At 61.8% G+C, this 23934-nt stretch carries 22 protein-coding genes and 6 tRNA genes; 27 read left to right on the top strand and 1 reads right to left on the bottom strand.

The features are described 5' to 3' along the window. Window positions 1-66: 66 nt before the first annotated feature. Window positions 67-2313, bottom strand: a complete 2247-nt coding sequence (gene glgB, locus ACTQWD_RS03595; protein WP_441559274.1) for a 1,4-alpha-glucan branching protein GlgB — start codon at window positions 2311-2313, stop codon at window positions 67-69. Window positions 2314-2677: 364 nt separating this feature from the next. Here glgB and ACTQWD_RS03600 point away from each other — a divergent pair, with 364 nt between their 5' ends. From ACTQWD_RS03600 to ACTQWD_RS03730, 27 genes are all read left to right on the top strand, one after another. Then, window positions 2678-3367 carry an HAD family hydrolase gene (locus tag ACTQWD_RS03600; protein WP_441030898.1) on the top strand — a complete coding sequence of 230 codons (690 nt, stop codon included), beginning with the start codon at window positions 2678-2680 and terminating at the stop codon, window positions 3365-3367. Window positions 3368-3376: 9 nt separating this feature from the next. Beyond that, window positions 3377-4042, top strand: a complete 666-nt coding sequence (locus tag ACTQWD_RS03605; protein WP_441030901.1) for a thiamine diphosphokinase — start codon at window positions 3377-3379, stop codon at window positions 4040-4042. A 126-nt stretch (window positions 4043-4168) separates the two neighbouring features. After that, window positions 4169-4244, top strand: a tRNA-Ala gene (locus ACTQWD_RS03610). A 385-nt stretch (window positions 4245-4629) separates the two neighbouring features. Next, window positions 4630-4704 (top strand) — tRNA-Val (locus tag ACTQWD_RS03615). A 130-nt stretch (window positions 4705-4834) separates the two neighbouring features. Next, window positions 4835-4907 (top strand) — tRNA-Ala (locus ACTQWD_RS03620). 200 nt (window positions 4908-5107) lie between these two features. Next, a tRNA-Ile gene (locus ACTQWD_RS03625) sits at window positions 5108-5183 on the top strand. Between the two features lie 317 nt (window positions 5184-5500). Beyond that, window positions 5501-5573 (top strand) — tRNA-Ala (locus ACTQWD_RS03630). Between the two features lie 75 nt (window positions 5574-5648). Beyond that, window positions 5649-7682 (top strand): ABC-F family ATP-binding cassette domain-containing protein, encoded by a 2034-nt coding sequence (locus tag ACTQWD_RS03635; RefSeq protein WP_441030904.1) that lies wholly within the window; start codon window positions 5649-5651, stop codon window positions 7680-7682. Continuing rightward, window positions 7669-7965 (top strand): hypothetical protein, encoded by a 297-nt coding sequence (locus tag ACTQWD_RS03640; protein ID WP_441030907.1) that lies wholly within the window; start codon window positions 7669-7671, stop codon window positions 7963-7965. The genes ACTQWD_RS03635 and ACTQWD_RS03640 overlap by 14 nt, the downstream gene beginning before the upstream one ends. A gap of 9 nt (window positions 7966-7974) precedes the next feature. Continuing rightward, window positions 7975-8658: a site-2 protease family protein gene (locus ACTQWD_RS03645; RefSeq protein WP_441030910.1), complete on the top strand. Its 684-nt coding sequence runs from the start codon at window positions 7975-7977 to the stop codon at window positions 8656-8658. 84 nt (window positions 8659-8742) lie between these two features. Beyond that, window positions 8743-9552 carry a segregation and condensation protein A gene (locus ACTQWD_RS03650; RefSeq protein ID WP_441030913.1) on the top strand — a complete coding sequence of 270 codons (810 nt, stop codon included), beginning with the start codon at window positions 8743-8745 and terminating at the stop codon, window positions 9550-9552. Window positions 9553-9563: 11 nt separating this feature from the next. After that, on the top strand, window positions 9564-10292 hold the full coding sequence (scpB, locus tag ACTQWD_RS03655) for an SMC-Scp complex subunit ScpB (RefSeq protein ID WP_441030916.1): 729 nt from the start codon (window positions 9564-9566) through the stop codon (window positions 10290-10292). After that, the gene (locus ACTQWD_RS03660) at window positions 10279-11244 is read left to right on the top strand and encodes a pseudouridine synthase (RefSeq protein ID WP_441030919.1); all 966 of its coding nucleotides are present in this window, start codon (window positions 10279-10281) and stop codon (window positions 11242-11244) included. The genes scpB and ACTQWD_RS03660 overlap by 14 nt, the downstream gene beginning before the upstream one ends. Before the next feature lie 66 nt (window positions 11245-11310). Next, window positions 11311-11997, top strand: coding sequence for a (d)CMP kinase (cmk, locus tag ACTQWD_RS03665; protein WP_441030922.1), 687 nt, complete (start codon window positions 11311-11313; stop codon window positions 11995-11997). Window positions 11998-12000: 3 nt separating this feature from the next. Continuing rightward, on the top strand, window positions 12001-12729 hold the full coding sequence (locus ACTQWD_RS03670; protein WP_427795887.1) for a lysophospholipid acyltransferase family protein: 729 nt from the start codon (window positions 12001-12003) through the stop codon (window positions 12727-12729). 2 nt (window positions 12730-12731) lie between these two features. After that, the gene (locus ACTQWD_RS03675; RefSeq protein ID WP_441559275.1) at window positions 12732-13628 is read left to right on the top strand and encodes a 4-hydroxy-3-methylbut-2-enyl diphosphate reductase; all 897 of its coding nucleotides are present in this window, start codon (window positions 12732-12734) and stop codon (window positions 13626-13628) included. A gap of 2 nt (window positions 13629-13630) precedes the next feature. After that, window positions 13631-15073, top strand: coding sequence for a DUF512 domain-containing protein (locus ACTQWD_RS03680; protein WP_441559276.1), 1443 nt, complete (start codon window positions 13631-13633; stop codon window positions 15071-15073). Window positions 15074-15083: 10 nt separating this feature from the next. Then, window positions 15084-16418, top strand: coding sequence for a ribosome biogenesis GTPase Der (der, locus tag ACTQWD_RS03685; RefSeq protein WP_441559277.1), 1335 nt, complete (start codon window positions 15084-15086; stop codon window positions 16416-16418). Then, entirely contained in the window at window positions 16411-17094 is a 684-nt protein-coding gene (gene plsY, locus ACTQWD_RS03690) for a glycerol-3-phosphate 1-O-acyltransferase PlsY (protein WP_427748049.1), read from the top strand. Before der ends, plsY begins: the two co-directional genes overlap by 8 nt. A 9-nt stretch (window positions 17095-17103) precedes the next feature. Continuing rightward, window positions 17104-18111 carry an NAD(P)H-dependent glycerol-3-phosphate dehydrogenase gene (locus ACTQWD_RS03695; RefSeq protein WP_441559278.1) on the top strand — a complete coding sequence of 336 codons (1008 nt, stop codon included), beginning with the start codon at window positions 17104-17106 and terminating at the stop codon, window positions 18109-18111. Between the two features lie 18 nt (window positions 18112-18129). Continuing rightward, window positions 18130-18801 (top strand): ribulose-phosphate 3-epimerase, encoded by a 672-nt coding sequence (gene rpe, locus ACTQWD_RS03700; RefSeq protein ID WP_441559279.1) that lies wholly within the window; start codon window positions 18130-18132, stop codon window positions 18799-18801. Window positions 18802-18807: 6 nt separating this feature from the next. After that, window positions 18808-19986 carry a cysteine desulfurase family protein gene (locus ACTQWD_RS03705; RefSeq protein WP_441559280.1) on the top strand — a complete coding sequence of 393 codons (1179 nt, stop codon included), beginning with the start codon at window positions 18808-18810 and terminating at the stop codon, window positions 19984-19986. Continuing rightward, window positions 19983-20792, top strand: a complete 810-nt coding sequence (locus ACTQWD_RS03710; RefSeq protein ID WP_441559281.1) for a Nif3-like dinuclear metal center hexameric protein — start codon at window positions 19983-19985, stop codon at window positions 20790-20792. Before ACTQWD_RS03705 ends, ACTQWD_RS03710 begins: the two co-directional genes overlap by 4 nt. Continuing rightward, window positions 20789-21508 (top strand): zinc ribbon domain-containing protein, encoded by a 720-nt coding sequence (locus tag ACTQWD_RS03715; RefSeq protein WP_441559282.1) that lies wholly within the window; start codon window positions 20789-20791, stop codon window positions 21506-21508. Before ACTQWD_RS03710 ends, ACTQWD_RS03715 begins: the two co-directional genes overlap by 4 nt. Before the next feature lie 2 nt (window positions 21509-21510). Then, a complete protein-coding gene (gene coaBC / locus ACTQWD_RS03720) occupies window positions 21511-22725 on the top strand; it encodes a bifunctional phosphopantothenoylcysteine decarboxylase/phosphopantothenate--cysteine ligase CoaBC (RefSeq protein ID WP_441559283.1) in 1215 nt (404 codons plus the stop codon). An 80-nt stretch (window positions 22726-22805) separates the two neighbouring features. Then, window positions 22806-22882: transfer RNA gene (locus tag ACTQWD_RS03725), tRNA-Pro, on the top strand. A 294-nt stretch (window positions 22883-23176) separates the two neighbouring features. Next, window positions 23177-23881 (top strand): CDP-alcohol phosphatidyltransferase family protein, encoded by a 705-nt coding sequence (locus ACTQWD_RS03730; protein ID WP_441031238.1) that lies wholly within the window; start codon window positions 23177-23179, stop codon window positions 23879-23881. Window positions 23882-23934: the final 53 nt, after the last annotated feature.

Here is a 23934-nt window from a genome sequence, read left to right on the forward strand (position 1 = left end):
CCGGAACGGCTGTGACTTGTATCCTACGCCCCGCTGGGGCGGGAAATTACAGTGGTAACGCCTTTGTTACGCATCCTTAGGTGACGACTTAACAGAAGCAGACTTGGCTTTGGTGGCGGCCTTTTTGGCAGCCGGCTTCTTGGTCGCGGTAGCCTTGGCAGCGGGCTTTGCGGCGGCCTTAGCCTTGGCCTTGGTCGTCGTAGCCTTTGCCTTAGCCGGAGCCTTCTTAGCGGCCGCTGGCTTGGGCTTTACCGAGGACGCACGCTTGCGGGTCGCCTTCTTGGGCTCCTCGACCACGGGCGGCTTATAGCTGCTGGGGCCGCGACGCTTAAGCACCACGCCTGCCAGGCTGGGCACCTTAATCTCGATGGAGTCCATCTGCCCGTTCCAGGGATAGGGCTCGCTCGAGCAGGTGTAGGGCTCCTCGCCAGCATAGCCGCTGCCGCCAAACTCGGGACGGTCGGAGTCAAAGATGACCTCCCAGTCGCCCTCACGCGGCACGCCCACACGGAAGCTCTCGTAGGCCGCCGGGTCAAAGTTGATCAGGATCACGAGGTCGTCATCGACGTCCTCGCCCTGACGCACAAAGCTCACGATGGACTGCTTGGAGTTGTCCGCGTCGATCCAGGTAAAGCCGTCGTCATTGTAGCCGCGCTCGTACAGGGCGGGCTCGGCGGTATACAGGTGGTTGAGCGCCTTAATGAACGCCTGATGGTGTGCATGGGTCTCATACTGCTCGGTCAAGAACCACTGAATAGATTCGTAGTAGCGCCACTCGATAAACTGGCCGATCTCGTTGCCCATAAAGTTGAGCTTGGCACCGGGGTGCGTCATCTGGTAGAAGGCGAGCGTGCGCAGGCCGGCAAACTGGCGCCACCAGTCACCCGGCATGCGGCCAATGAGCGAGCACTTGCCGTGCACGACCTCGTCGTGGCTCAGCGGGCAGATAAAGTTCTCGGTAAAGGCGTACATGATGGAGAACGTGAGCAAGCCGTGATTGCCGGGGCGCCACGGAAAATCGGTCTGCATGTAGTGCAGGGTGTCGTTCATCCAGCCCATGTCCCACTTGTAGTGGAAGCCCAGGCCGCCGTCCTGCGGCGGATAGGTCACAAGCGGCCACGCGGTGGACTCCTCGGCCATCATCATCACGTCGGGGTAGTGCGCCTCAACAGCGCAGTTGACCTGACGGATAAACGCGCTGGCGTCCAGGTCCTCCTCGGTACCGTACTTGTTGAACTTCTTTTGGCCAGGATCGTCAATGCCAAAGTTGAGGTACAGCATGCTGGACACGCCGTCCATGCGAATGCCGTCCACATGGAAGTTCTCGATCCAGTACAGCACGTTGGAGACCAAGAAGGAGCGGACCTCGCCGCGGGCGAAGTCAAACTTGTGCGTGCCCCAGTTGGGGTGAATCTCGTGCTCAAACAGCATGTGGCCGTTAAAGGTGGCAAGGCCGTGGGAGTCGGCGCAAAAACCGCCGGGTACCCAGTCCATAATCACGCCGATGCCCGCCTCGTGGCATGCATCGATAAAGTGCATGAGCTGCTGCGGGTTGCCGTAGCGTGACGTGGCGGCAAAGTAGCCGGTCGTCTGGTAGCCCCAGGAGCCATCGAAGGGGTGCTCCATAAGCGGCATGACCTCGATATGCGTGTAGCCCATATCGCGCACGTAGTCCACGAGCTCCACCGACAGGTCGTCGTAAGTGTAAAACTCGCCGCGCTGCGCAGGGAAGGGGTCCATGGGACCGGGGTAGTTGCCGTACTCGTCCGGCTCGCCCTGTGGCTCGTCTCCGTGGCGCTTCCACGAGCCAATATGCACCTCGTAGATGTTGAGCGGCTGCGACATGTGGTTGTGGCCGGCGCGGCGCTTGAGCCACGCGGCGTCGTTCCACTGGTAGCCATCGAGGGTCCACAGCACGCTCGCCGTTCCCGGAGGGCACTCGGCCTTAAAGGCGTACGGATCGGCCTTGTAGAGCTTTTCGCCCTCGTTGGTCTCGATGAGGTATTTATAGAGCTGGCCCTGCTCGGCGCCAGGAATAAAGCCTTCCCAGATAGCGCTCGTGTGTACGGGCACCAGCGGGTTGGCTTGTTCGTCCCAATTGTTAAATTCACCGATAACGTGGACGCTCTTAACGTCGGGCGCCCAAACGCAAAAACGCCAGCCGCGCGTGCGCTGCTGCGTGTCGGGATGCGCGCCCATCTTTTCCCAGCTGCGCTCCCACATTCCAATGCCAAACAGATAGACATCGTCCTTGGTGAGCTCCGGTGCGTGCGGGGCGGCTTTACGGGTAGCGGGCTTTTTGGTTGCTGGCATTAGCTTTGTATCGCTCACGTTTGATCCCATCATGACGCGGCAGCGTGTTGCCTTGGTGACTAGATGCGAAAGGTCCAAGGCTGCACGAATCGAAGGGACGGCGATAGCTCTATGATTCGTCCCACCTCACGTGCTCGGTGGAACTTTCGGCAAAAACCACAATAACACCTGTCCGTTAGTTTTATGGACGAAAGTGGATTTACGGTGGCGTTTAATCGGTGAGCGCCATGTTTATGCCACTGACAGAATTGCGATGGTAAAACTCTTGACAGTTTTACCAATTAGGGTTTCAAAATTTTTAGATTTACGTTTGGTAAAACGTTTTTAGCAGGTTGTTTACCATTTGACATTGAAAGGTTTGCGAATGAACCACACAGCCGCCTCTAATGTTGCTTTTATTTTTGATTGCGACGGCACACTGGTAAATAGCACCCCCGTTTGGGGCTATGCGCAGCCCGAACTATTGCGGCGTTACGGCATTGATGTAACGGTTGACGATTTTGCCCAGTTTGAGCATTTGTCGCTCGAGGACGAGTGCCAGGCCTACCACGACACGTGGGGCATTGGCGAAAATGGCGAGGAGCTGTATCGCGAGCTGAGCGACATCCTGATCGATGGCTACTCCAAGGTGCCGCCGCGCGAGGGGCTCCTGGCATTTTTGGAGCAGGCGAAATTGGCCGGCATTGCTATGTGCGTGGCCACGTCCACGCCGGCCGAGCTGGTGCAGTCCGCACTCGTGGGTGCGGGGCTCGACGCCTACATGGAGCTTATTACCACGACGGGCGAGGCGGGGCGTTCCAAGCAATTCTCCGACGTGTACGAGCTGGCGCTGCGCCGCCTTGAGGAGCGCCACGGGCACCAGTTTGAGCGCGCGTGGGTGTTTGAGGACGCCGTCTTTGGCCTTAAGAGCTCTGGCACTGCAGGCTTTAAGCGCGTGGGCATCTATGACCAGCACGGCCGTATGGAGCGCGACGAGGTTCGCGATAACTGCGATATCTTTATCGATAGCTATGAGGACCTGGATCTGGCCCGTGTGCTTGCGTTTAAGGGCTAGGCGAGGGCCGTGGCTTGCAAAGTATTAGTTGTTTGCGGCTCGCCGGTGCTGGCGAGCGCGGATCTGTTGCGTCGACTGGCGGGGGAGTGCGACCACGTTGTCGCCGTGGACCGCGGGCTCGACGCGCTGCTGGGCTCGGGACTAGGTTGCGACGTGTATGTAGGAGATGCCGACACGGTGAGCGACACCGGTCGCGCGTTGGTCGATGCCGCCGAGGCCTTTGAGGTTGAGCGCCACGACCCCTACAAGGACTATACCGATCTGGCGTTGGCACTCGATTCGGTCCGCCGTCGCTGGCCGGGTGCCGAGGTGGTTGCGACCTGTGCCACCGGCGGTCGCCCGGACATGGCGCTTTCCGTAACTGGGCTGCTTGCAGGCTACGAGGATGCCCCCATTTGGATTGCCGAGGACAAGGTGATTGCCCGCATCCTTCACGCAGGCGAGACCTGGATCATCGAGGATGCCGAGGGCAAAACCTTCTCCATCATCGCCATAGCCCCTGGGACAGTAGTAAGCGAACACGGCCTAGAGTGGGAACTGGATCACAGCCCTCTAGGCCTGTTAGCTGACACGGGCATCTCTAATGTCGTAAGGAAAACGGCCAAGATTCAAGTCCACCAAGGCATCGCAATCGGTTTTTTATACCGTGAGGGTTTTATCGGGACGGTGGGTTAATTGACTGATTTTGCCGAAGTCAAAATCAGTCAATTCAGCCCCGTCCCAGGAAAACCCGTAAGAAAAAGTTTCAACAAAAATCTCTTGCATCAAGCAAAACATTCCCCTATAGTATCTCCTCGTCACGGGGGCGTAGCTCAGCTGGGAGAGCGCTTGACTGGCAGTCAAGAGGTCAGGGGTTCGATCCCCCTCGTCTCCACCATCGTGAATGCAAAGGCCTTCGGAAAACCGGAGGCTTTTTTTCTTATAAAGAGGCTCAATTGGTTGACTGTGTTCGCGGCGGGCGTTTCGGCGCGAGTCTATAAAAAGGTTTAATCATTTCAACAAATGGTGGTGTGGTCCAGCGGGATTTACGAGTACGAGCATCCCAAGATCTTCGACACCTATTACGAGAAGGTCTTGCCGTATGAAAATTGGTTTAGCTGCTGGTTTTGACGACGAGTGTAGGAACAGGTCGTTGTGCTGCAAGTATGCCGTAAACACGGATTGCTCCGGAGCGGTTTGGCATACGATTTTACAATCGAAGCCAAAAAGTTCTTGGTAATCCTCGCGTTGCTATGTTAGTATCTCTTTTGCCGAAAGGCGACGGGCGATTGGCTCAGGGGTAGAGCATATCCTTCACACGGATGGGGTCACAAGTTCGAATCTTGTATCGCCCACCATCAAAAGCACAGGTCAGAGGTGATAAGCCTCTGGCCTTTTTCTTTTTGACACAGAGAGTGTGATCAAAAAAGTTTCTTCAAAATTGTTCTTGCACCCTTGGAGGAGTTCCCGTATAGTACTTCTTTGCACGGGGGCGTAGCTCAGCTGGGAGAGCGCTTGACTGGCAGTCAAGAGGTCAGGGGTTCGATTCCCCTCGTCTCCACCCGAGCATTGAATGAGGCTCCAACGCAAGTTGGGGCCTTTTTTCATATAGGCACACAAGGTCAAAGGCAGGACCATGATCCTTCCGATCGAAAAGATCGTGCGTTGAATGACCATTGCGCGCATGGTAGTATTTCACGTCGTGGTGCAACGACACGCTAAATGGAACTTCTCCATTGCCTTTGCAACCACTAATATAAAGGGCTCTTGGCGCAACGGTTAGCGCAGGGGACTCATAATCCCTGGGTTCTGGGTTCGAATCCCGGAGGGCCCACCAGGTTTTTCAACAGGTCAGGCAATTTGTCTGGCCTGTTTCTTTTTCATGGCAACATTTTCTTGCAAGTAGCTTGTTTGCCCACTTCCAAACGCCTTGGGTCGCGTTCATGGCGGGAGGTCCCCGGGGGCGACCGGGCTGGAGCCGGAAAGGCGGGCTGCGGCAGCACCGCACGCCTTAGGGCGCGCCCCGCGGGCATGGCCAGGCATCGCGGACCCTCGATCCTGTGCGGGTCCGCGCCCCCGCGCCGCGACGGCGAAAGTTTTTCTAAAATTGTCCTTGCATCGCCGTCCGAGTTCCCGTATAGTACTTCTTCGCACGGGGGCGTAGCTCAGCTGGGAGAGCGCTTGACTGGCAGTCAAGAGGTCAGGGGTTCGATCCCCCTCGTCTCCACCCGAGCATTGAATGAGGCTCCAACGCAAGTTGGGGCCTTTTTTCATATAGGCACACAAGGTCAAAGGCGGCACCATGATCCTCCTGGTCGACAAGATCGAAAAAAGCTTCGGCGCGCGCGTCCTCTTTAGCGGCGCGTCCTTTCAGATCAACCCCGGCGAGCGCTTTGCGCTCGTGGGACCCAACGGCGCCGGCAAAACCACCATGCTCAAAATCATCATGGGTATCGACAGCCCCGACGCCGGCCAGGTCCAGTACTCCAAGGACTGTCAGGTGGGCTACCTCGAGCAGGAAACCAACCTGGAGCACAAGGACACGACCATCCTCGCCGAGGTCATGGCCGCCGCCAAGGAAATCCGCCGCATGGGTGAGCGCGCCAACGAGCTGCAAGCCCAGATCACCGAGCTCTCTGAGCAGGGCAAGGACGTCGACGCGCTCCTTAACGAGTACGGCCAGGTCCAGGACCGCTTTGAGCACTTGGGCGGCTACGAGCTCGAAAGCAATGCCCGCAAGATCCTGTCCGGTCTGGGCTTTAAGGTCACCGACTTTGAGCGCCCGTGTTCCGAGTTCTCGGGCGGCTGGCAGATGCGCATCGCGCTGGCTAAGCTCTTCCTGCGCCATCCCGACCTGCTGCTTCTGGACGAGCCCACCAACCACCTGGACCTCGAAAGCGTCCAGTGGTTGCGCGGCTTTATCGCCAACTACGACGGCGCCGTGCTCATCGTCAGCCACGACCGCGCCTTTATGGACGCCTGCGTCGACCACGTCGCCGCGCTCGAGAACCGCCGCGTGACCACCTACACCGGCAATTACAGCAGCTACCTCAAGCAGCGCGAGGACAACCTGGAGCAGATGCGCGCCAAGCGTGCCGCCCAGGAGCGCGACATCGCCCACATGCAGGTTTTCGTCGACAAGTTCCGCTACAAGCCCACCAAGGCCGCCCAGGCGCAGGAGCGCATCCGCAAGATCGAGCAGATCAAAAAGGAGCTCGTCATCCTGCCCGAGGGCCACAAGCACATCGACTTTAAGTTCCCCGATCCGCCGCGCTCCGGCGACATGGTCGTGGGCCTGGAGGGCGTGTCCAAGTCCTACGGCAACAAGCACATCTATAGCGATATCGACCTTAAGCTCTATCGCGGCGAGCATGTGGCGCTCGTCGGCCCTAACGGCGCCGGCAAGTCCACCCTCATGAAGATCATCGCCGGCCTGGAGCCGCCCACTACCGGCACGCGCGAACTAGGTACCAACGTGGGCGTGGCCTATTACGCCCAACACGCGCTCGAAGGCATGACCGAGTCCAACACCGTCCTGCAAGAAATCGACACCGTTACGCCCAAGTGGACCGTGCCGCAGCAGCGCAGCCTACTGGGCGCCTTCCTGTTTAGCGACAACGATTCTATCGAAAAGCAGGTTCGCGTTCTTTCCGGCGGCGAAAAGGCGCGTCTGGCCCTGGCTAAGATGCTCGTGGCCCCTGAGGCGCTTCTGTGCCTGGACGAGCCCACCAACCACTTGGACATCGACTCGGTGGACATGCTCGAGAACGCCCTGCAAAACTTCCCCGGCACCATTGTTCTGATCAGTCACGACGAGCACCTGGTGCGAGCCGTGGCCAACCGCGTGATCGATATCCGCGATGGCAATGTCACGGTCTATGACGGCGACTACGACTACTACCTCTACAAGCGCGAGGACCTCGCAGCCCGCGCCGCCGCCGAGGCTGCAGGGGAGAGCACACCTTCCGCGGCCAAGCCCACCAAAGCCAGCGCCGCCCAGGCCGATACCCCCGCAGCAGCGCCTAAGCCGGCCGAGGGCAAAAAGACCAAGGAGCAAAAGCGCGCCGAGGCCCAGGCCCGCGCTGCGCTCAACAAAAAGCTCAAGGGCGTGCGCAACCAGCTCAAGAAGATCGAGGCCGAGCTCGACAAAAAGCGTGCCCGCTATGACGAGCTTATGGAATTGATGGCGAGCGAAGAGCTTTATGCCGATCAGGATAAGTTCAACGCCGCGCTGGGGGAATATAACGGCCTTAAGCAAGAGCTGCCCAAGCTCGAGGACGAATGGCTCGAGCTTTCCACCCAGATCGAAGAGGAGACTGCGCGTGAACTCTCGTAAGGCCGCTGCCGTGGCGATGAGCATCATCGCCATCGCGTGCCGCATCTGCGGCATCTTTATGAGCGCGATGACTGTGCTGCTGTGCTTTAGCGGCCTCACCGCCAAGCTGCAGATTGTGGGCTTTGTCGTTGAGCTTTCGCGCGCGCTGCCGAGCGCTATCGCGGGCTACGGCGTCATCACATCGCCCTTTGGCGGTGTGTTCCGCCTGGATTACGCCATCGTTGCCGTCATCCTGTTTGTGGCCGACCACCTGCTTACGCGCGCCTCGCGCCGCGTCCGCTAAGGGATCGTTATGTCCAGCAGCTACTTCATGAACCTACTTGCCAGCGCCGTCGCCGTCATCGTGGGCATCGTGATCCACGAGAGCGCACACGCCGCCGCAGCCTGGGCGCTTGGCGACAAGACGGCCCGTTCGCGCGGCCGCGTCTCGCTCAACCCGCTCAACCACATCGATCCGTTTGGCACCGTCCTTCTGCCGCTGCTCATGCTCGCCGCCGGCGGCCCGGTGTTTGCCTTTGCCAAGCCGGTGCCCGTGTACCTCAACAACCTTAAGCATCCCAAGCGCGACGAGTTCTTGGTGAGCGCGGCAGGCCCCGCCTCGAACATCGCGCTGGCGTGCCTTGCCGCGGCCCTCATGCACGCAGCATATGGCAACCTCTACACCAGCATGTCCTTTGCCGTAGCGTCCCAAATCATGAACTTCGGCGCTACGTTTATCGTGGTCAACCTGTCGCTCGCGTTCTTTAACCTCATCCCGATCCCGCCGCTCGACGGCTCGTCGATCATCGTGCCGTTTCTCAAAGGCAAGGCACTCGCCAACTACTACCAACTTCAGCAATACGCCATGCCCATACTCATCATTGTGCTGTATCTGCTGCCCATGTGGACCGGCATCGACGTGATCGGACGATATTTCGACGTTACCGTGTATCCGCTCGCTGGGCAGCTGCTTAACTTCGCAATCGCCGGCATCTAGGGTAAACTTACAGGTCGACCGTGCAAAACGGTCGCAACATGCACCCAAACCGCGCCGCGAAGGCGCCGTCAAAGGAGGTCGAAGATGTCGTATCGCGTGTCGACGCAGGTCTACAGCGGACCGTTCGACCTGCTGCTGCAGTTGGTAACCCGCCAAAAAGTTGATATCGGCGCCATCTCTATCAGCGAGGTGGCCGAGCAGTACCTTGCCGAGGTCGATCGTATTGAGGCGCTGGACCTGGACGTGGCGAGCGACTTTTTACTGGTCGCGGCAACCCTTTTGGACATCAAGGCCGCCTCGCTGGTGCCCCAGGAGGCCCCGCACAAAGCCGACGACGATGACGAGATTGACGAAGACCTCGAGGAACTCAGCGCACTCGACGGCGACGCTCTGCGCGAGGTCCTGATCCAGCGCCTGATCGCCTACAAGCAGTTTAAGGGCGCGGCGGCGGCCCTTGGCGCGCGCATGCAGGCCGAAAGCCGCATGCATCCGCGCGTGGCCGGCCCCGACCCCGAGTTTTTGGGCCTCATGCCCGACTACCTGGCCGGCATTACCCTGCGCGGCCTCGCCGTCATCTGCGCCGACCTGGACGGCAAGCGCCAGACCTTCCTGCTGGAGGCCGAGCACGTGGCGCCGCATCGCGTGCCGCTCGACCTGACGGTGGCCTCGGTCGACCGCTTCACCATGGCGCACCAAACTTGCACCTTCCGCGAGCTGCTGGACGGCGACGCCACCACCGAGCAGCTCGTCGTCACCTTCCTGGCCATGCTGGAGCTCGCCAAGCGAGGCTCGCTCACCCTGAGCCAGGACGAGATCTTTGGAACCATCCGCATCAACCGCGTCGAGGGCGCCGAGGCATACGTGCCCGGCGAGGGCCCCGAGCTCACCGAATAGGAGCGGCTACCATGTCAACCCTTTCCACGCTAGAGGCAAACAGCCTCAAAGGCGCCCTCGAGGCGCTGTTGCTGGTTTCGAGCGATCCGGTGAGCGCGCCCGCGCTGGCAGATGCGCTGGATATCGCCCCGGGCGAGTGTGCGTCGCTTTTGGCCGAGCTCAAAGTTGAGTACGAGGAGGCCAATCGCGGCTTTCAGCTGCGCGAGGTCGCCGGCGGCTGGCGCCTGTTCACGCACCCCGCCTACCACGACGTGGTCGAAGCTTATGTGCTGAGCTGGGATACGCAAAAACTGTCGCAGGCGGCACTCGAAACCCTGGCCGTCATCGCCTACCACCAGCCCGTCACGCGCGAGGTGGTCAAGGGCATCCGCGGCGTCAACTCCGACGGCGTCATCGCGTCGCTCGTTGACAAGGGTCTGGTGCGCGAGCTCGGCCGCGACCCCCAGCGCGGTCAGGCCATTATTTACGGCACGACCAACGCCTTTTTGGAGAAGTTTGGTCTGCGCTCCACCCGCGACCTTCCCGATCTGGAGCAGTTTGCCCCCGACGAGCAGTCGCGTCAATTTATCCGCGAGCGCCTGAGCGGCCGCAGCATTCAGTCTACGCTCGAGGAGCAGGCCGAGGACCTAGACGAAGAGCGCGAGCTGCTGGATACCGATGTTGAGGATGTCGAGGCAGTCGGCGGCGAGGAAACACTTGCCACCGACGACGCTGCGGAGGATACGCATGACGAGGACTAGCGAAGCAGGGGAGACGCGTACCGCTGTTGCCACGGGCGCGCCCGCGATCGACCCCCAGCCCGTCTACCCACACACCATGCGCCTGCAGCGCTTTTTGGCGCGCGCGGGTGTTGCGAGCCGCCGCGGCTCGGAGGACCTGATGACCGCCGGCCGCGTGACCGTCAACGGCCAGGTCGCGACCGAACTGGGCACCAAGGTCGATGTGGACCGCGACCATATCGAGGTCGACGGCATGCCCGTCAAGCTCAACCAGGGCGCCGTGTACCTGATGCTCTACAAGCCGACCGGCTATCTCACCACCATGAGCGATCCGCAGGAGCGCCCCTGCGTGGCCGACCTGGTCCCGCGCGACCGTTTTCCGGGGCTCTTCCCGGTGGGTCGCCTGGACCGCGACACCACGGGCCTTTTGCTCTTTACCACCGACGGCGACCTGTCGCAGGACCTGCTGCACCCCAGCAAGCACGTCTACAAGACCTACCAGGCGCTCGTGGACGGCCACCTGACCGATCGCGACTTGGAACCGCTGCGCCGCGGCATCGAGCTCGACGACGGCCTGTGCCAGCCGGCAATCTGCCGCGTCATTACCGCGCGCGAGGCCGAGGCGGTGGCCCCGCAGGGTGTGAAGCCCGGCACCACCGCCGTGGAGGTCATCATCCGCGAAGGCCGCAAGAACCAGGTCAAGCGCATGCTGAGCAAAATCCACCACCCGGTGATCCGCCTGCACCGCTGCAACTTTGCCGGCCTGGAGCTCAAGGACGTGGCCAAGGGCTCGTGGCGCGAGCTCACCGACCGCGAGGTGCAGATCCTCAAGGCCGGCGGCATCCCGCCCAAGCAGGCCGGCGCCAAGCGCTCCGCCGCGCCGGCGGCCAACCCCGCGACCCGCACGCGCCACCACGGCAGCCACGGCTCCGCGCCCAAGCGCAACACCTACCGCGAGCGCTACACGGGCTAGCCAGTCCGCCAGCAAGCAGCGCCCGCGTCCCATACCAGCACGTCAACCACCGAAAGGAAGCATTGCATGATCGTCGCCATCGACGGCCCCGCCGGATCCGGCAAGTCCACCATCGCCAAGGAGATCGCCCGCCAGCTGGGCTTTAACAAGCTCGACACGGGTGCCATGTATCGCGCCGTCACCTTCGCCGCGCTCGACCGCGGCATCGATCTGGACGACGAGGCAGCCATCGACGCCCTCGCCGAGCAGATCGAGATCCGCTTTACCAACGGCACCGGCGAGGACACGCGCCTGACCATCGACGGCCAGGACGCTTCGGTTGCCATTCGCACCCCGCAGGTGGACGCCAACGTCTCCAAGGTCTCGGCCTACCCGGGCGTACGCGCGGCCATGCTCATCCATCAGCGTCGCGCCGCCGAGGACCGCGACATCGTGGCCGAGGGTCGCGACATCGGCACCGTCGTGTTCCCCAACGCGCAGGTCAAGGTCTTTCTGACCGCCGACCCGCGCGAGCGCGCCCGTCGCCGCGTGCTGCAGCGCCACCAAAACGATGCCCAGCCGCTCACCAAAGAGCAGCTCGAGGCCGAGGTCGACGAGACCCTCGACGCCCTCAAGCAGCGCGACAAGCTCGACAGCAGCCGTGAGGTCGCGCCGCTCGTGCCCGCCGAGGACGCCGTGCATGTCGACTCCACCGCACATACCATCGACGAGGTCGTCTCGATAATCGAGGACCTCATCAACCAAAGGAGGTAGCTCATGCGCCTGTTTAAGCAGACGCCCGAGGATTACTACAACGCGCCTTATGCCGAGTTCCCCGTGCTCATCCGCGGCACCGTCTTCGTGGTCATGGGCATCCTGTGGGTCTTCTCCAAGCTCATGTGGCGCTGGAAGGTAGAGGACGCCGACCTGCTGTTTGAGCGCCAGGAAGGCCGCGGCAGCGTGGTCATCTGCAACCACACCTCGATGGCCGAGCTCCTGGCTGTAGAGACGGCGCTATTCTTTGGCGGCCGCCGCATTCGCCCCATCTTTAAGTCCGAGTTTGCCAAGAGCAAGATCGTGCGCTGGGCCTTTAGCCGCGTGGGCGGCATCCCCGTCGAGCGCGGCACCGCCGACATGAAGTGCCTGCGTGCCGCCCAGCATGCACTGCAGCGCGGCGAGGACGTCCTGATCTTCCCCGAGGGCACGCGCATCCGCTCGCGCGAGATTAAGCCCGAGGTCCATGGTGGTTTTGCGCTCATTGCCCAGATGGGCAAGGCGCCCGTCAACCCGCTCGCCATCTGCGGCTGGTCCGATATCACGCCTGCAGGCAAAAAGCTCATGCGCCCCAAAAAGTGCTGGATCCGTGCCGGCAAGGCCATCTCGCTATCCGATGCACCGGCCGAGCTCAAGCGCAAGGAGCGCCTGGCATGGTTTGAGTCCGAGGCCATGAGCCGCGTCTACGCCATGCGCGACGACCTGTGCGCCGAGCACCCCGGCAGGTTCTAGCCATGGGCGAGAACGTCATGAATACCGCCGCGACCGCCGCTGAGGAGGTCGTCCCCACCATCGAAATCGCTGCCCACGCCGGTACCTGCTACGGCGTGCAGCGTGCGCTCGACATGGCGCTGGCCGCCGCGCCGCAGGCAGGGGAGAGTGCTCAGGTCCACACGCTGGGTCCGCTCATCCATAACCCCATCGTGGTGCGTGAGCTCGCCGAGGCAGGTGTGGGCCTGGCCGACACCTTGGACGACGCTGCGTCGGGCACCGTGATCATCCGCGCCCACGGCGTGGTGCCGCAGGTCATTGACGCCGCTCGCGAACGCAGCCTTACCGTGGTCGATGCCACCTGCCCCTACGTCAAGAAGGTCCACGTGGCGGCCGAGCGCCTGGTGCGCGAGGGCTACCGTGTGATCGTCGTGGGCGAGCCGGGCCACCCCGAGGTCGAGGGCATCCTGGGCCACGCCGGCGATGACGCGCAGGTCGTGAGTTGCGCCGCCGATGCGGACGCGCTGCCGCTCAAGGGCAAGGTGGGCCTGGTTGTGCAGACCACCCAAACCGCGCAGAACCTGGCCGAGGTCGTGGCCTCCATCACTCCGCGTGTGCAGGAGCTGCGTGTGATCAACACGATCTGCGCTGCCACGAGTGAGCGCCAGCAGGCGGCCGCTGCACTTGCCAACCGCTGTGATTGCATGGTCGTCGTGGGCGGCAAAAATTCGGGCAATACGCGCCGCCTGGCGCAGATTTGTGCCGATGTCTGCGAGCACACCCATCACATCGAGGAAGCTTCCGAGCTTGAGGCCGCATGGTTTGCCAACGCGCGCCGTATCGGCATCACCGCCGGAGCCTCAACTCCGCAAGAACACATCGAACGCGCCGTTGCGCGCATCAAGGAGCTTTGTCGCTAATCATGGACCAGACCGTACCCGCATACGCCGCCGAGGTGGCCGATTACGGGCGCAGCCGCGACCCCGAGCCGGGTGAGGGCGCGCTCGTAAAGAACGTGCGTCCCGAATCGCCCGCATGGGATGTGGGTATCGAGCCGGGCATGCGCGTGCTCACGGTCAACGGCGAGCAGCTGACCGACATGATCGTGTGGCTCTGGGAGGCCGACGAGGACACCGTCGAACTTGAGGTTCTCGACCCGCGCGACGGCACCGTCACCCCCGTCGAGCTCGATCGCTTTCCCGGCGAGGACTGGGGCCTTGAGTTCGACGGCCCCATCTTCGACGGCATGCGTACCTGTGTGAACGCCTGCGTGTTCTGCTTTATGACCATGCTGCCCAAGGGCGGCCGCTCCACGCTCTACATCCGCGACGATGATTACCGCTTGAGCTTTTTACAGGGCAACTTTGTCACGCTCACGAACCTTTCCGACGAGGACGTACAAAACGTCATCGACCGCAACATGAGCCCCATGAACGTGTCGGTCCATGCCGTAAGCCCCGATGTCCGCCGCCGTATGATGGGCCGCAACGCCCAGCGCGGCATGGACGTGCTCGAGACCATCATGGCCGCCGGCATCGAGATCCACGCGCAGATCGTTTTGTGCCCCGGCATGAACGACGGCGAGGAGCTGCAAAAGACCCTACGCTTTTGCGAGGAGCACGAGCAGATCACGAGCCTGGGCATCGTGCCGCTCGGTTTTACCAAGCACCAGAGGCGCTTTACCTCGTCATACAGCGACAAACCTGAGCTCGCGCGCGAGACCATTGCCATGATCCGTCCCTTCCAGGATCGTGCCTACAAGCGCTTTGGCCGCCACACCTTCCAGATGAGCGACGAGTTCTATCTGGACGCCGGCATCGAGCCACCCCAGGCCGATTTTTACGACGGCTACCCGCAGTATTACGACGGCATCGGTATGATTCGCTCGTATCTGGACGAGACTGACGATGTGCTCACCGCCGACGCCGAGCGTCTGGCCCGCGTCCGCGAGGCAATCGCCGGGCGCAACCAGCGCCTCCTGTGCCTCTCCGGCTCCAGCGCGCGCGACACCGTGGCGCGCTTTGTGGAGTCGCCACGGGGCCTTGCCGGCACCGTCACCGCTATCGAAAACCGTTACTTTGGCGGCAACGTGGATGTGACCGGCCTCATCGTCGCCTGCGACATTCTGGAGCAGCTGCCGCAGGACCTCTCGGGGGTTATGCTCTTTGTGCCTAAGCTCATGTTCAACGCTGACGGCATGACGCTTGACGAGTATCATCGTGACGATTTACTCGCAAGCCTTGAAGCTCGCGGTGCCGAGGTTCATGTGGTATCGACCATGCCGCATGAGCTGCTCGATACCCTGGAGCATATCCTTGGCATTGTGCCCGCAGGCTCTACTAATTCCGCTGACCCTACCCATTAAAGGAGTGCAGATGAAACCTATCGTCGCCGTCGTCGGACGCCCCAACGTGGGCAAGTCCACGCTCGTTAACCGCCTGGCCCAGACCTCGGACGCCATCGTCCATGAGTCCCGCGGCGTAACGCGCGACCGCTCCTACCACACGGCCGATTGGAACGGCCGCGAGTTCACCATCGTCGACACGGGTGGCATCGAGCCGCTCAAGAGCGATGACGTCTTTGCCACGTCCATCCGCGACCAGGCCCTCGCCGCCGCCGAGGAAGCCGCCGTCATCCTGTTTGTGGTCGACGGCCGCACCGGCGTCACCGAGGAGGACGAGTCGGTCGCCCGCATGCTCAAGCGCTGCGACAAGCCGGTCTTTCTGCTGGTGAACAAGCTCGACAACCCCGATCGCGAAAACGACAGCATCTGGGAGTTTTATTCGCTCGGCATCGGTGAGCCAACGCCGCTCTCGGCCCTGCACGGCCACGGCACGGGCGACCTGCTCGACGACATCGTTGCCCTGTTACCCGAGGAGGAGGACGAGGTCGCCGACGAGTTCCCCGACGCGCTGAACGTCGCCATCATCGGCCGCCCCAATGCCGGTAAGTCCTCGCTGTTCAACCGCATCCTGGGTGCCGACCGCTCTATCGTGTCCAACATCGCCGGCACCACGCGCGACGCCATCGACACCGTCGTTGAGCGCAACGGCAAGCACTACCGCATGGTCGACACCGCGGGTATTCGCAAGAAGAGCACCGTGTACGAGAACATCGAGTACTACTCCATGGTCCGCGGCCTGCGCGCCATCGACCGTGCTGACGTGGCACTGCTCGTCGTCGACGCCTCCGTGGGCGTTACCGAGCAGGACCAGAAGGTCATGGGCTTGGCCATCGAACGCGGCTGCGCCATCGTCGTACTGCTCAACAAGTGGGATCTGCTCGACGACGACCGCAAGCGCGAGGCCTGCATGGAGACCGTCGACCGCCGTCTGGGCGTGATGGCTCCCTGGGCCCAGTACCTGCGCATCTCGGCCCTGACCGGCCGCAGCGTCGAGAAGATCTGGGCAATGGTCGACGCTGCCGAGAAGACGCGCTCGCAAAAGATCACCACCTCGCGCCTCAACACCTTCCTCACCGACCTGCGCGAGTTTGGCCACACCGTAGTGGACGGCAAGCGCCGCCTGCGCATGCACTACGTGACCCAGACGGGCGTCAACCCGCCGACGTTTACGTTCTTCGTCAACCACAGCGACCTGGTCAACGACACCTACCAGCGCTACGTGGAGAACCGTATGCGCTCGAGCTTCGATTTTTCCGGCACGCCCATTCGACTCTTCTTTAGGAAGAAGGAGCAAAAGGATGCATAATCCGATTCTGCTGACCGCCATCTGCGCCGTGGTCTCGTTCTTTATCGGAGCGATTCCGTTTGGCCTGATCCTGGGCCGCGTGTTCAACCACACGGATATTCGCAAGGCGGGCTCCGGCAACATCGGCACCACCAACGCCCTGCGCGTAGCCGGCCCCAAGGTCGCGGCGCTCACGCTGCTGCTCGACTGCTTGAAGGGCGCCATCTGCGTCCTTATCGCGCGTCCGCTCATCGCGAGCGTGGGCTATGGCTTCCCGGTGAGCATCATGGCTCCCGGTGCCGCCGGCGACTGGATGCTCGGCGTCATTTGTCTGGCTGCCGTGTGGGGCCACATATTCTCGCCCTACCTCAACTTCCGTGGCGGCAAGGGCATCGCTGTGGGGCTGGGCGTCATACTGGCCTGGTACTGGCCCATCGGACTTTCGCTACTGGGCATGTTTATCGTGGCCGTCGCCATCACCAAGTATGTGTCGGTGGGCTCGCTTGCCGCGGCCATCGGTCTTCCCATCGCCGCCTGCGCGGTCTTTCCGTACAGCAGCCTGGGGCTCAAGTTTTGCATGGCGATGATCGGCATCACCGTGGTGTGGGCCCATCGCGCGAACATCAAAAAGCTCATGACGGGTAAGGAATCCAAGCTCTCGTTTACCAAGCGCGTCACCGAGCCCGACGATAAGTAGGAGAGAGTCATGAATGTTGCGCTGATTGGCTCCGGCTCCTGGGGAACCGCCGTCGCCGGCCTTGCCGCCGCGCGAGCCGAGCGCGTGACCATGTGGGCCCATAGTGAGCAGACGGCCGCCGGCATCAACGGCGAGCACCGCAACCCGCGCTATCTGGTGGACTACGTGCTGCCCGGCAACATCGTCGCTTCCACGGACCTGTCGCGGGCGCTCGACGGTGCCGATGCGATCATCTTTGCTGTGCCTTCGACGCACCTGCGCGACGTCTGCCACCAGGCGGCGCCGTTCATCGCGGACGAGACGCCGGTCCTGTGCCTTACCAAGGGCATCGAGCCCGAGTCCGGCATGCTCATGAGCGAGGTCATCGCCAGCGAGATCGGCAACGAGGCGCGTGTGGCGGCGCTCTCGGGCCCCAACCATGCCGAGGAGATATGCCGCGGCGGACTTTCCGCCGCCGTCATCGCCAGCAAAGACTCGCAGGTAGGGGAGACCTTTAAGGACCTGCTCCTATCCACGGCCTTCCGCATCTACCTGTCGCAGGACATGACCGGCGTCGAGGTTTGCGGCGCCATGAAAAACGTCATCGCCATCGTGTGCGGTATTTCCGCCGGTACCGGCGCGGGCGACAACACGCTCGCCCTTATCATGACGCGCGGCCTGGCAGAGATCAGCCGTCTGGTACACGCCCGCGGCGGCCAGGCCATGACCTGTATGGGTCTTGCCGGCATGGGTGACCTTATTGCCACCTGCACCTCCGAGCATTCGCGCAACCGCACCTTCGGCTACGAGTTTGCCCACGGCGTATCGCTCGACGAGTACCAGGCGCGCACGCATATGGTGGTCGAGGGCGCCGTCGCCGCCCGCAGCGTGAGCGAGCTCGCCCGTTCGCTGGGCGTAGACATTCCGCTCACCTTTGCCGTGGAGCAAACGCTCTACAACGGTGTTACTTTGGATAGGGCGCTCGAGATCCTTACCGACCGCGTCCCCTCTCAAGAGTTCTACGGACTCACCGACTAGCGCAGAAAGGCTACTACCATGGGTTCCATCAAAATCGCTCCGTCCGTCCTTTCGGCTGACATGGCCAACCTTAAGGGCGAGCTCGACAAGATCGCCGGCGCCGACTTTGTGCACTTCGACGTCATGGACGGTCACTTTACCGGCAACCTCACCTTTGGCGTCGAAATCCTCAAGGCCGTCAAGCGCTCCACCAAGGTGCCGGTCGACGCGCACCTGATGGTGTCGAACCCCGACGAGACCGTCGATTGGTATGCCGATGCCGGCGCCGATATGATCACCGTGCACTATGAGGCCTCCACGCACCTGCACCGCACGCTCACGCACCTACAGCAACGCGGCGTCAAGGCCGGCGTGGTGCTCAACCCCGCCACGCCCGTCTGCGTGCTCGAGAGCATCATCGAGGTCGTCGACATGGTGCTGCTCATGAGCGTGAACCCCGGCTTTGGCGGCCAGAGCTTTATCCCGGGCACGCTGCATAAGCTCCACGAGCTCAAGGCCATGTGCGAGCGCCACGGTGTGTCGCCCATGATCGAGGTCGACGGCGGCATCTCTTCCAAAAACATCGCCGAGGTCGTCAAGGCCGGTGCCGATGTCCTGGTGGCCGGCTCCGCCGTATTTAAGTCCGAAGATCCCGCCGCCGAGGTTACGCTGCTGCAGAAGCTGGGCAACGAGGCCGCACAGGAGGCATAAACCCTTATGACCGCAGGTCAAAACCGCATACCCGTGAATCTTGACTATGCCGCCTCGACGCCCATGCGCGCCGAGGCGCTCCTTGCGCAGCGCGAGTACGACGAAAGCGAGCTTGCAGGCGTCAACCCCAACTCGCTGCACTCGCTCGGCCGCAAGGCTGCCGCACGTCTGGAGGTTGCACGCCGCGAGATCGCCCGCAGCTTTGGCACGCGCGTTCGTCCGTCCGAGATTATTCTAACCAACGGCGGCACCGAGGCCAACCAGCTGGCGCTCCTCGGACTTGCCGAGGGTGCTCGTCAGCGCGATCGAAAGCGCGATCGTGTAATCGTTTCGGCCATCGAGCACGATTCGATTCTGGACAACCTGCCGCTGCTGCGTGCCGCCGGCTTTACCGTCGACCTGGTGCAGCCCTGCCGTGCGGGCTACATCGAGCCTGCCGAGCTGAGCGACTCGTTGGGCGACGACGTCGCGCTCGTGAGCATCATGGCCGCCAACAACGAGACCGGTGTGGTACAGCCTATCCGCGAGCTCGCCGCGGCTGCGCACACCGCGGGCGCCCTGTTCCACACCGATGCCATCCAGGGCTATCTTCATATTCCGCTCGATGTGACCGAGCTGGGCGTCGATGCTATGACCGTTGCAGCACACAAGATTGGCGGCCCCGTAGCCTCCGGCGCGTTATACCTAAAAAGCCGCACGCCGCTGCGCCCCCGCATCTTTGGCGGAGGACAGGAAGCCGGACGTCGTGCCGGCACGCAGGACCTGCGCACGCAGCTGGCCTTTGCCGCTGCCGCCTCGTCTCTGGCGCCCCATGTGGCTCAGGAGCGCGAGAAGCTGCAAGCCCTTTCCGACAAGCTCTACGCCACGCTTACGGCCCATCCGCGCATTCACGCTACCATGGGCGACTACACGCAGGCCGGCCGTCTGCCCGGCATGGTATCGATCTATATTGACGGCATGGACTCCGAGGAGCTCATCATCAAGCTCGACGCCGCCGGTTTTGAGGTTTCGGCCGGATCGGCTTGCTCGAGCGGCAGCATGGACCCGAGCCACGTGCTGAGCGCCATGGGCATTGGTCGCGAGCAGGCGCTGGGCGCACTGCGCATCTCCTTCGATGACCGCGTGAATCCGACCGATCTGGACGTCTTTGCCCAGACGCTGCTCTCGATGGTAGATGCCGCATGATCGTCGCCGATCTCGAGCGCGCCCTGCTGGCACGCTATCCCAAAACGGACGCCGAGCCCTGGGACCACGTAGGCTTATCCGTTGGCGACCCCGACGACGAGATCCGCGGCGTTGCCTGCGCGCTTGACGCCACCAGGGTCAACGTGCAGCGCGCCTTGGAAGCCGGAGCCAACGTGTTGCTCACGCATCATCCCGTCTACATCAAGGCGCCCGAGTCGTTTTGCCCGCCTAGCGCAACGCGCCCCCAATGCAGCGCGGCGCTCTACGAGGCGGCCCGCTGCGGGGTGAGCATTATCTCGCTCCACACCAACCTGGACCGCTCGCACGAGGCACGCATCTGCCTAAGTAAGCTGTTGGACGCGGCGCCTGCAAGCTCGTTGGAGCACGTGGACGACCCCAAGGCCTGCGGCCTGGGAGTTTTTGCGACACTCAACGACCCGTGTACGCTGCGCGATCTTTCCGCCCGTGCTGCCACGGCCTTCGGAAGCGACCCACGCGTATGGGGCGATGCCGAGCGCCCGTGCCGCACCGTCGCCATTCTGGGCGGCTCCCTCGGCGACTTTGGCGAGCTTGCCATCGCCGCCGGTGCGGATGTCATCGTGACGGGCGAGGCGGGCTATCACGTGGCGCAAGACCTTGCCTTGCGCGGGCTGAGCGTGATCTTACTCGGCCACGATCGCTCCGAGGAGCCGTTCGTGGATATCTTGATGAACTCTGCGGTTGACGCCGGGGTCGACCCCCGTCATGCGATTAAAATACTGAACCCTTGCCAATGGTGGACTGTGACAAAAGGAGAGAACTTATGAGCGCCGGCGCTACGCTACTCAAGCTGCAACAGATCGATTTGGAGCTCGCCCGCAACAAGAGCGAACTTGCCAATATGCCGGAGCTCAAGGAGCTCGCCTCAAAGCGCAAAACCTATGTAAAGCTTAAGTCCGAAATGACCAAGCTCTATGCTCAGCGCAAGGACCTCGACATTGAGCTGGACGATCTCAACACCACCGAGATCCAGACCAACAACGCCATCGAGGCCGCCAAGAAACGCCACTTCGACGGCTCTGACTACCGCGAGGTCCAGGATCTGGAAAACGAGCTCGCCACCCTGGCCAAGCGACTGGACAAGATTGAGCACACCCGCAAGGATGTCGTTGTCGCCCACAAGGAGGCGCTCGACCGTGAGGCTCGCGCGCAGGCCATCATCGCCAAATTCGAGGAGGGCGTAAAGGTTGACACCAAGGCCGCCCGTGCCAAGGCCGCCGACCTCCAGGCTCAGATTGATGCCGCCACCAAGGAGCGCACCGCGCTTGCCGCCACGCTGCCGACCGACGTGCTCACCGACTACGAGCGTCTACTCAAGCAGTTCCGTGGCCTGGCCGTCGAGACCATCAAGGGCAACATCCCCACGGTCTGCCACACCGCGCTGCAGGCGTCGTCCATGAGCGACCTCAACCACGACGGTAGCGAGATTACGCACTGCCCGTACTGCCACCGCCTGCTCGTGCTCCCCAACAAGGAAGCCTAACAATGACGACGGCACCCGACAATTCAATGCAACTTGAGGGAAAAACGATCCTGCTGGGCATTACCGGCGGGATCGCCGCCTATAAGTCGTGCAATATCGTGCGCCTGATGCAAAAGCGCGGCGCACGCGTCAAGGTCGTTATGAGCGAGCATGCCACGGAGTTTGTGGGCCCGCTCACCTTTCGCGCGCTCACGGGCGAGCCGGTCGCTGTGGGTCTGTTCGACGACCCCTCCGACCCCATCCACCATATCTCGCTGGCGCAGGAGCCCGACTTGGTGGTCGTGGCGCCCGCGACGGCCAATATCATCGCCAAGATGGCCAACGGCATCGCCGATGACCTCATCTCCACTACGCTGCTTGCCACGCCGCGTCCTATCGTGGTCGCACCAGCCATGAACAATGGCATGTGGAAGGCGCCGGCCACGCAGGCAAACATAACCACGCTGCGTGAGCGCGGTGTCCACGTTGTGGGTCCGGGTAGCGGCTACCTTGCCTGCGGCGATGTGGACACGGGACGCATGAGCGAGCCCGAGGACATCGTAGAGGCCGTCTGCAAGCTGCTCGACCCCGCTCCTCAGGACCTTGTGGGCAAGCGCATCGTGATCACCGCCGGCCCCACGCACGAGCCGATCGACCCCGTGCGCTTCATTGGCAACCGTTCATCGGGCAAGATGGGTATCGCCCTGGCGGGGGAGGCCGCGCGTCGCGGTGCCGCCGTCACGCTCGTGCTGGGACCGACATCGCTCGACGTTCCCTGCGGTGTAGAGTGCGTGCGCGTACAAACCGCCGCGGAAATGCTCCAGGCTGCGCTGAGCGCCTTCCAGACGGCCGACGCGGCCATTTGTGCCGCCGCCGTTGCCGACTACACGCCTGCAGCCCCGGCGGACCATAAACTCAAAAAGGCCAACGAGCGCCTGGATCGAATTGATCTCGTCGAGACCGTTGACATCCTGGCCGAACTCTCACGCCAAAAGGGCGATCGCCGTGTAATCGGCTTTGCGGCCGAGACCGATAACGTCGTGGAGTACGCGCAGCGCAAACTCGTGCGCAAGGGTTGCGATGCCATTATCGCCAACGATGTCTCGCGCGCCGATTCGGGCTTTGGGACCGATACCAACAAGGCCTGGATAGTGAGTACAGCGGGCACGCAAGAACTTCCCGTACTAACAAAACCCCAGCTCGCAGATACAATTTTAGACTTGCTTCAAAATTTGTAAAAAAGTTCTTGCACAAGGACAAAGTTTCGGGTTACTATACTCCCTGTTGCGAGCGAGAGCAGAGCAACAAACAAATGCTTCGGGACGTGGCGCAGCTTGGTAGCGCACTTGACTGGGGGTCAAGGGGTCGCTGGTTCGAATCCAGTCGTCCCGACCAGAAGTTTGCAGGTCAGGCACCTAGTGCCTGACCTTTTTTGTTTTAAGTAATTGCTTATAGCAACGAAGAGTCAACGACTTTCCCGTTCAATGAGTCTGCGCAACAAAAACCTGTACATCAGCCTCCAAAAACAACATTTTTCGACATGTTTGGAGGCTGATGTACACAAAAGTGATAAACATCCCGGCCGATACCGTCCTCCACATGTCTGGACTCTCTATGCTCGCGCTGGATAGACGTCGCCAGAACGGGTATAGTATCGAGAGTTTTGTCGTTTACCAGCGGGGGAGTCCTGTGGGCATCAAAAAGAAGATCAAAAAGGAGCTTATCGGCACCTCCGATTACCCGTCGAATAAGATTTTCACGATCTCCAATTTCATTACCTTCACGCGCCTGGTCCTCACGCTGGTCTTCCTGTACCTGTTTGTGACGGACAACAACCGTGTCGTCGCCATTGTCATCTATGCCATCGCGGCCTCCACCGACTGGATGGACGGTCAGATTGCCCGCATGACCAAAACGGTCTCGTGGCTCGGCAAGGTTATGGATCCCATCTGCGACCGTGCGCTGCTATTTACAGGCGTTTTAGGTCTCGTGGTTCGCGGCGAGCTTCCCATCTGGGTCTGCGTGCTCATCATTGGGCGCGATATCTACCTGGGCATCGGCACGCTCATCGTGCGCCACTACCACCGCCGCCCCATCGACGTAGTATTTCCCGGCAAGATTGCCACGGCGCTGCTCATGACCGGCTTCTCGCTCATGCTGCTGGGCTTTCCCACCGTGGACGGCTGGCATCTGCTGCCTGCCACGTTCACGGCCTTCCCGGGCCTCAACGGCAGCTCGGTACCGCTTGGCATCTTTTTTGTGTATGGCGGCGTCATCTTCTCCATGCTCACCGCTGTCATCTATTCCATTAAGGGTGGAGCGGCCATTAAACAGGCTGTTGCGCATCCAGAGGACGAAGACGTCGACTTTCTTAACCCCGAAATCGAAGACTAAGCCATTGGGGTATTATTACGTACAGTTCATTCTTTGCGGCATGTCCGCGTTAA

Origin of the sequence: Collinsella sp. LCP19S3_B6, assembly GCF_052121815.1 — a bacterium.
Lineage (GTDB): Bacteria > Actinomycetota > Coriobacteriia > Coriobacteriales > Coriobacteriaceae > Collinsella.

Coding starts and splice junctions, on each gene's coding strand:
- glgB (WP_441559274.1), bottom strand. CDS start 2,313: ATGCCAGCAACCAAAAAGCCCGCTACCCGTAAAGCCGCCCCGCACGCA.
- ACTQWD_RS03600 (WP_441030898.1), top strand. CDS start 2,678: ATGAACCACACAGCCGCCTCTAATGTTGCTTTTATTTTTGATTGCGAC.
- ACTQWD_RS03635 (WP_441030904.1), top strand. CDS start 5,649: ATGATCCTCCTGGTCGACAAGATCGAAAAAAGCTTCGGCGCGCGCGTC.
- ACTQWD_RS03645 (WP_441030910.1), top strand. CDS start 7,975: ATGTCCAGCAGCTACTTCATGAACCTACTTGCCAGCGCCGTCGCCGTC.
- ACTQWD_RS03650 (WP_441030913.1), top strand. CDS start 8,743: ATGTCGTATCGCGTGTCGACGCAGGTCTACAGCGGACCGTTCGACCTG.
- scpB (WP_441030916.1), top strand. CDS start 9,564: ATGTCAACCCTTTCCACGCTAGAGGCAAACAGCCTCAAAGGCGCCCTC.
- ACTQWD_RS03660 (WP_441030919.1), top strand. CDS start 10,279: ATGACGAGGACTAGCGAAGCAGGGGAGACGCGTACCGCTGTTGCCACG.
- cmk (WP_441030922.1), top strand. CDS start 11,311: ATGATCGTCGCCATCGACGGCCCCGCCGGATCCGGCAAGTCCACCATC.
- ACTQWD_RS03670 (WP_427795887.1), top strand. CDS start 12,001: ATGCGCCTGTTTAAGCAGACGCCCGAGGATTACTACAACGCGCCTTAT.
- ACTQWD_RS03675 (WP_441559275.1), top strand. CDS start 12,732: ATGGGCGAGAACGTCATGAATACCGCCGCGACCGCCGCTGAGGAGGTC.
- ACTQWD_RS03680 (WP_441559276.1), top strand. CDS start 13,631: ATGGACCAGACCGTACCCGCATACGCCGCCGAGGTGGCCGATTACGGG.
- der (WP_441559277.1), top strand. CDS start 15,084: ATGAAACCTATCGTCGCCGTCGTCGGACGCCCCAACGTGGGCAAGTCC.
- plsY (WP_427748049.1), top strand. CDS start 16,411: ATGCATAATCCGATTCTGCTGACCGCCATCTGCGCCGTGGTCTCGTTC.
- ACTQWD_RS03695 (WP_441559278.1), top strand. CDS start 17,104: ATGAATGTTGCGCTGATTGGCTCCGGCTCCTGGGGAACCGCCGTCGCC.
- rpe (WP_441559279.1), top strand. CDS start 18,130: ATGGGTTCCATCAAAATCGCTCCGTCCGTCCTTTCGGCTGACATGGCC.
- ACTQWD_RS03705 (WP_441559280.1), top strand. CDS start 18,808: ATGACCGCAGGTCAAAACCGCATACCCGTGAATCTTGACTATGCCGCC.
- ACTQWD_RS03710 (WP_441559281.1), top strand. CDS start 19,983: ATGATCGTCGCCGATCTCGAGCGCGCCCTGCTGGCACGCTATCCCAAA.
- ACTQWD_RS03715 (WP_441559282.1), top strand. CDS start 20,789: ATGAGCGCCGGCGCTACGCTACTCAAGCTGCAACAGATCGATTTGGAG.
- coaBC (WP_441559283.1), top strand. CDS start 21,511: ATGACGACGGCACCCGACAATTCAATGCAACTTGAGGGAAAAACGATC.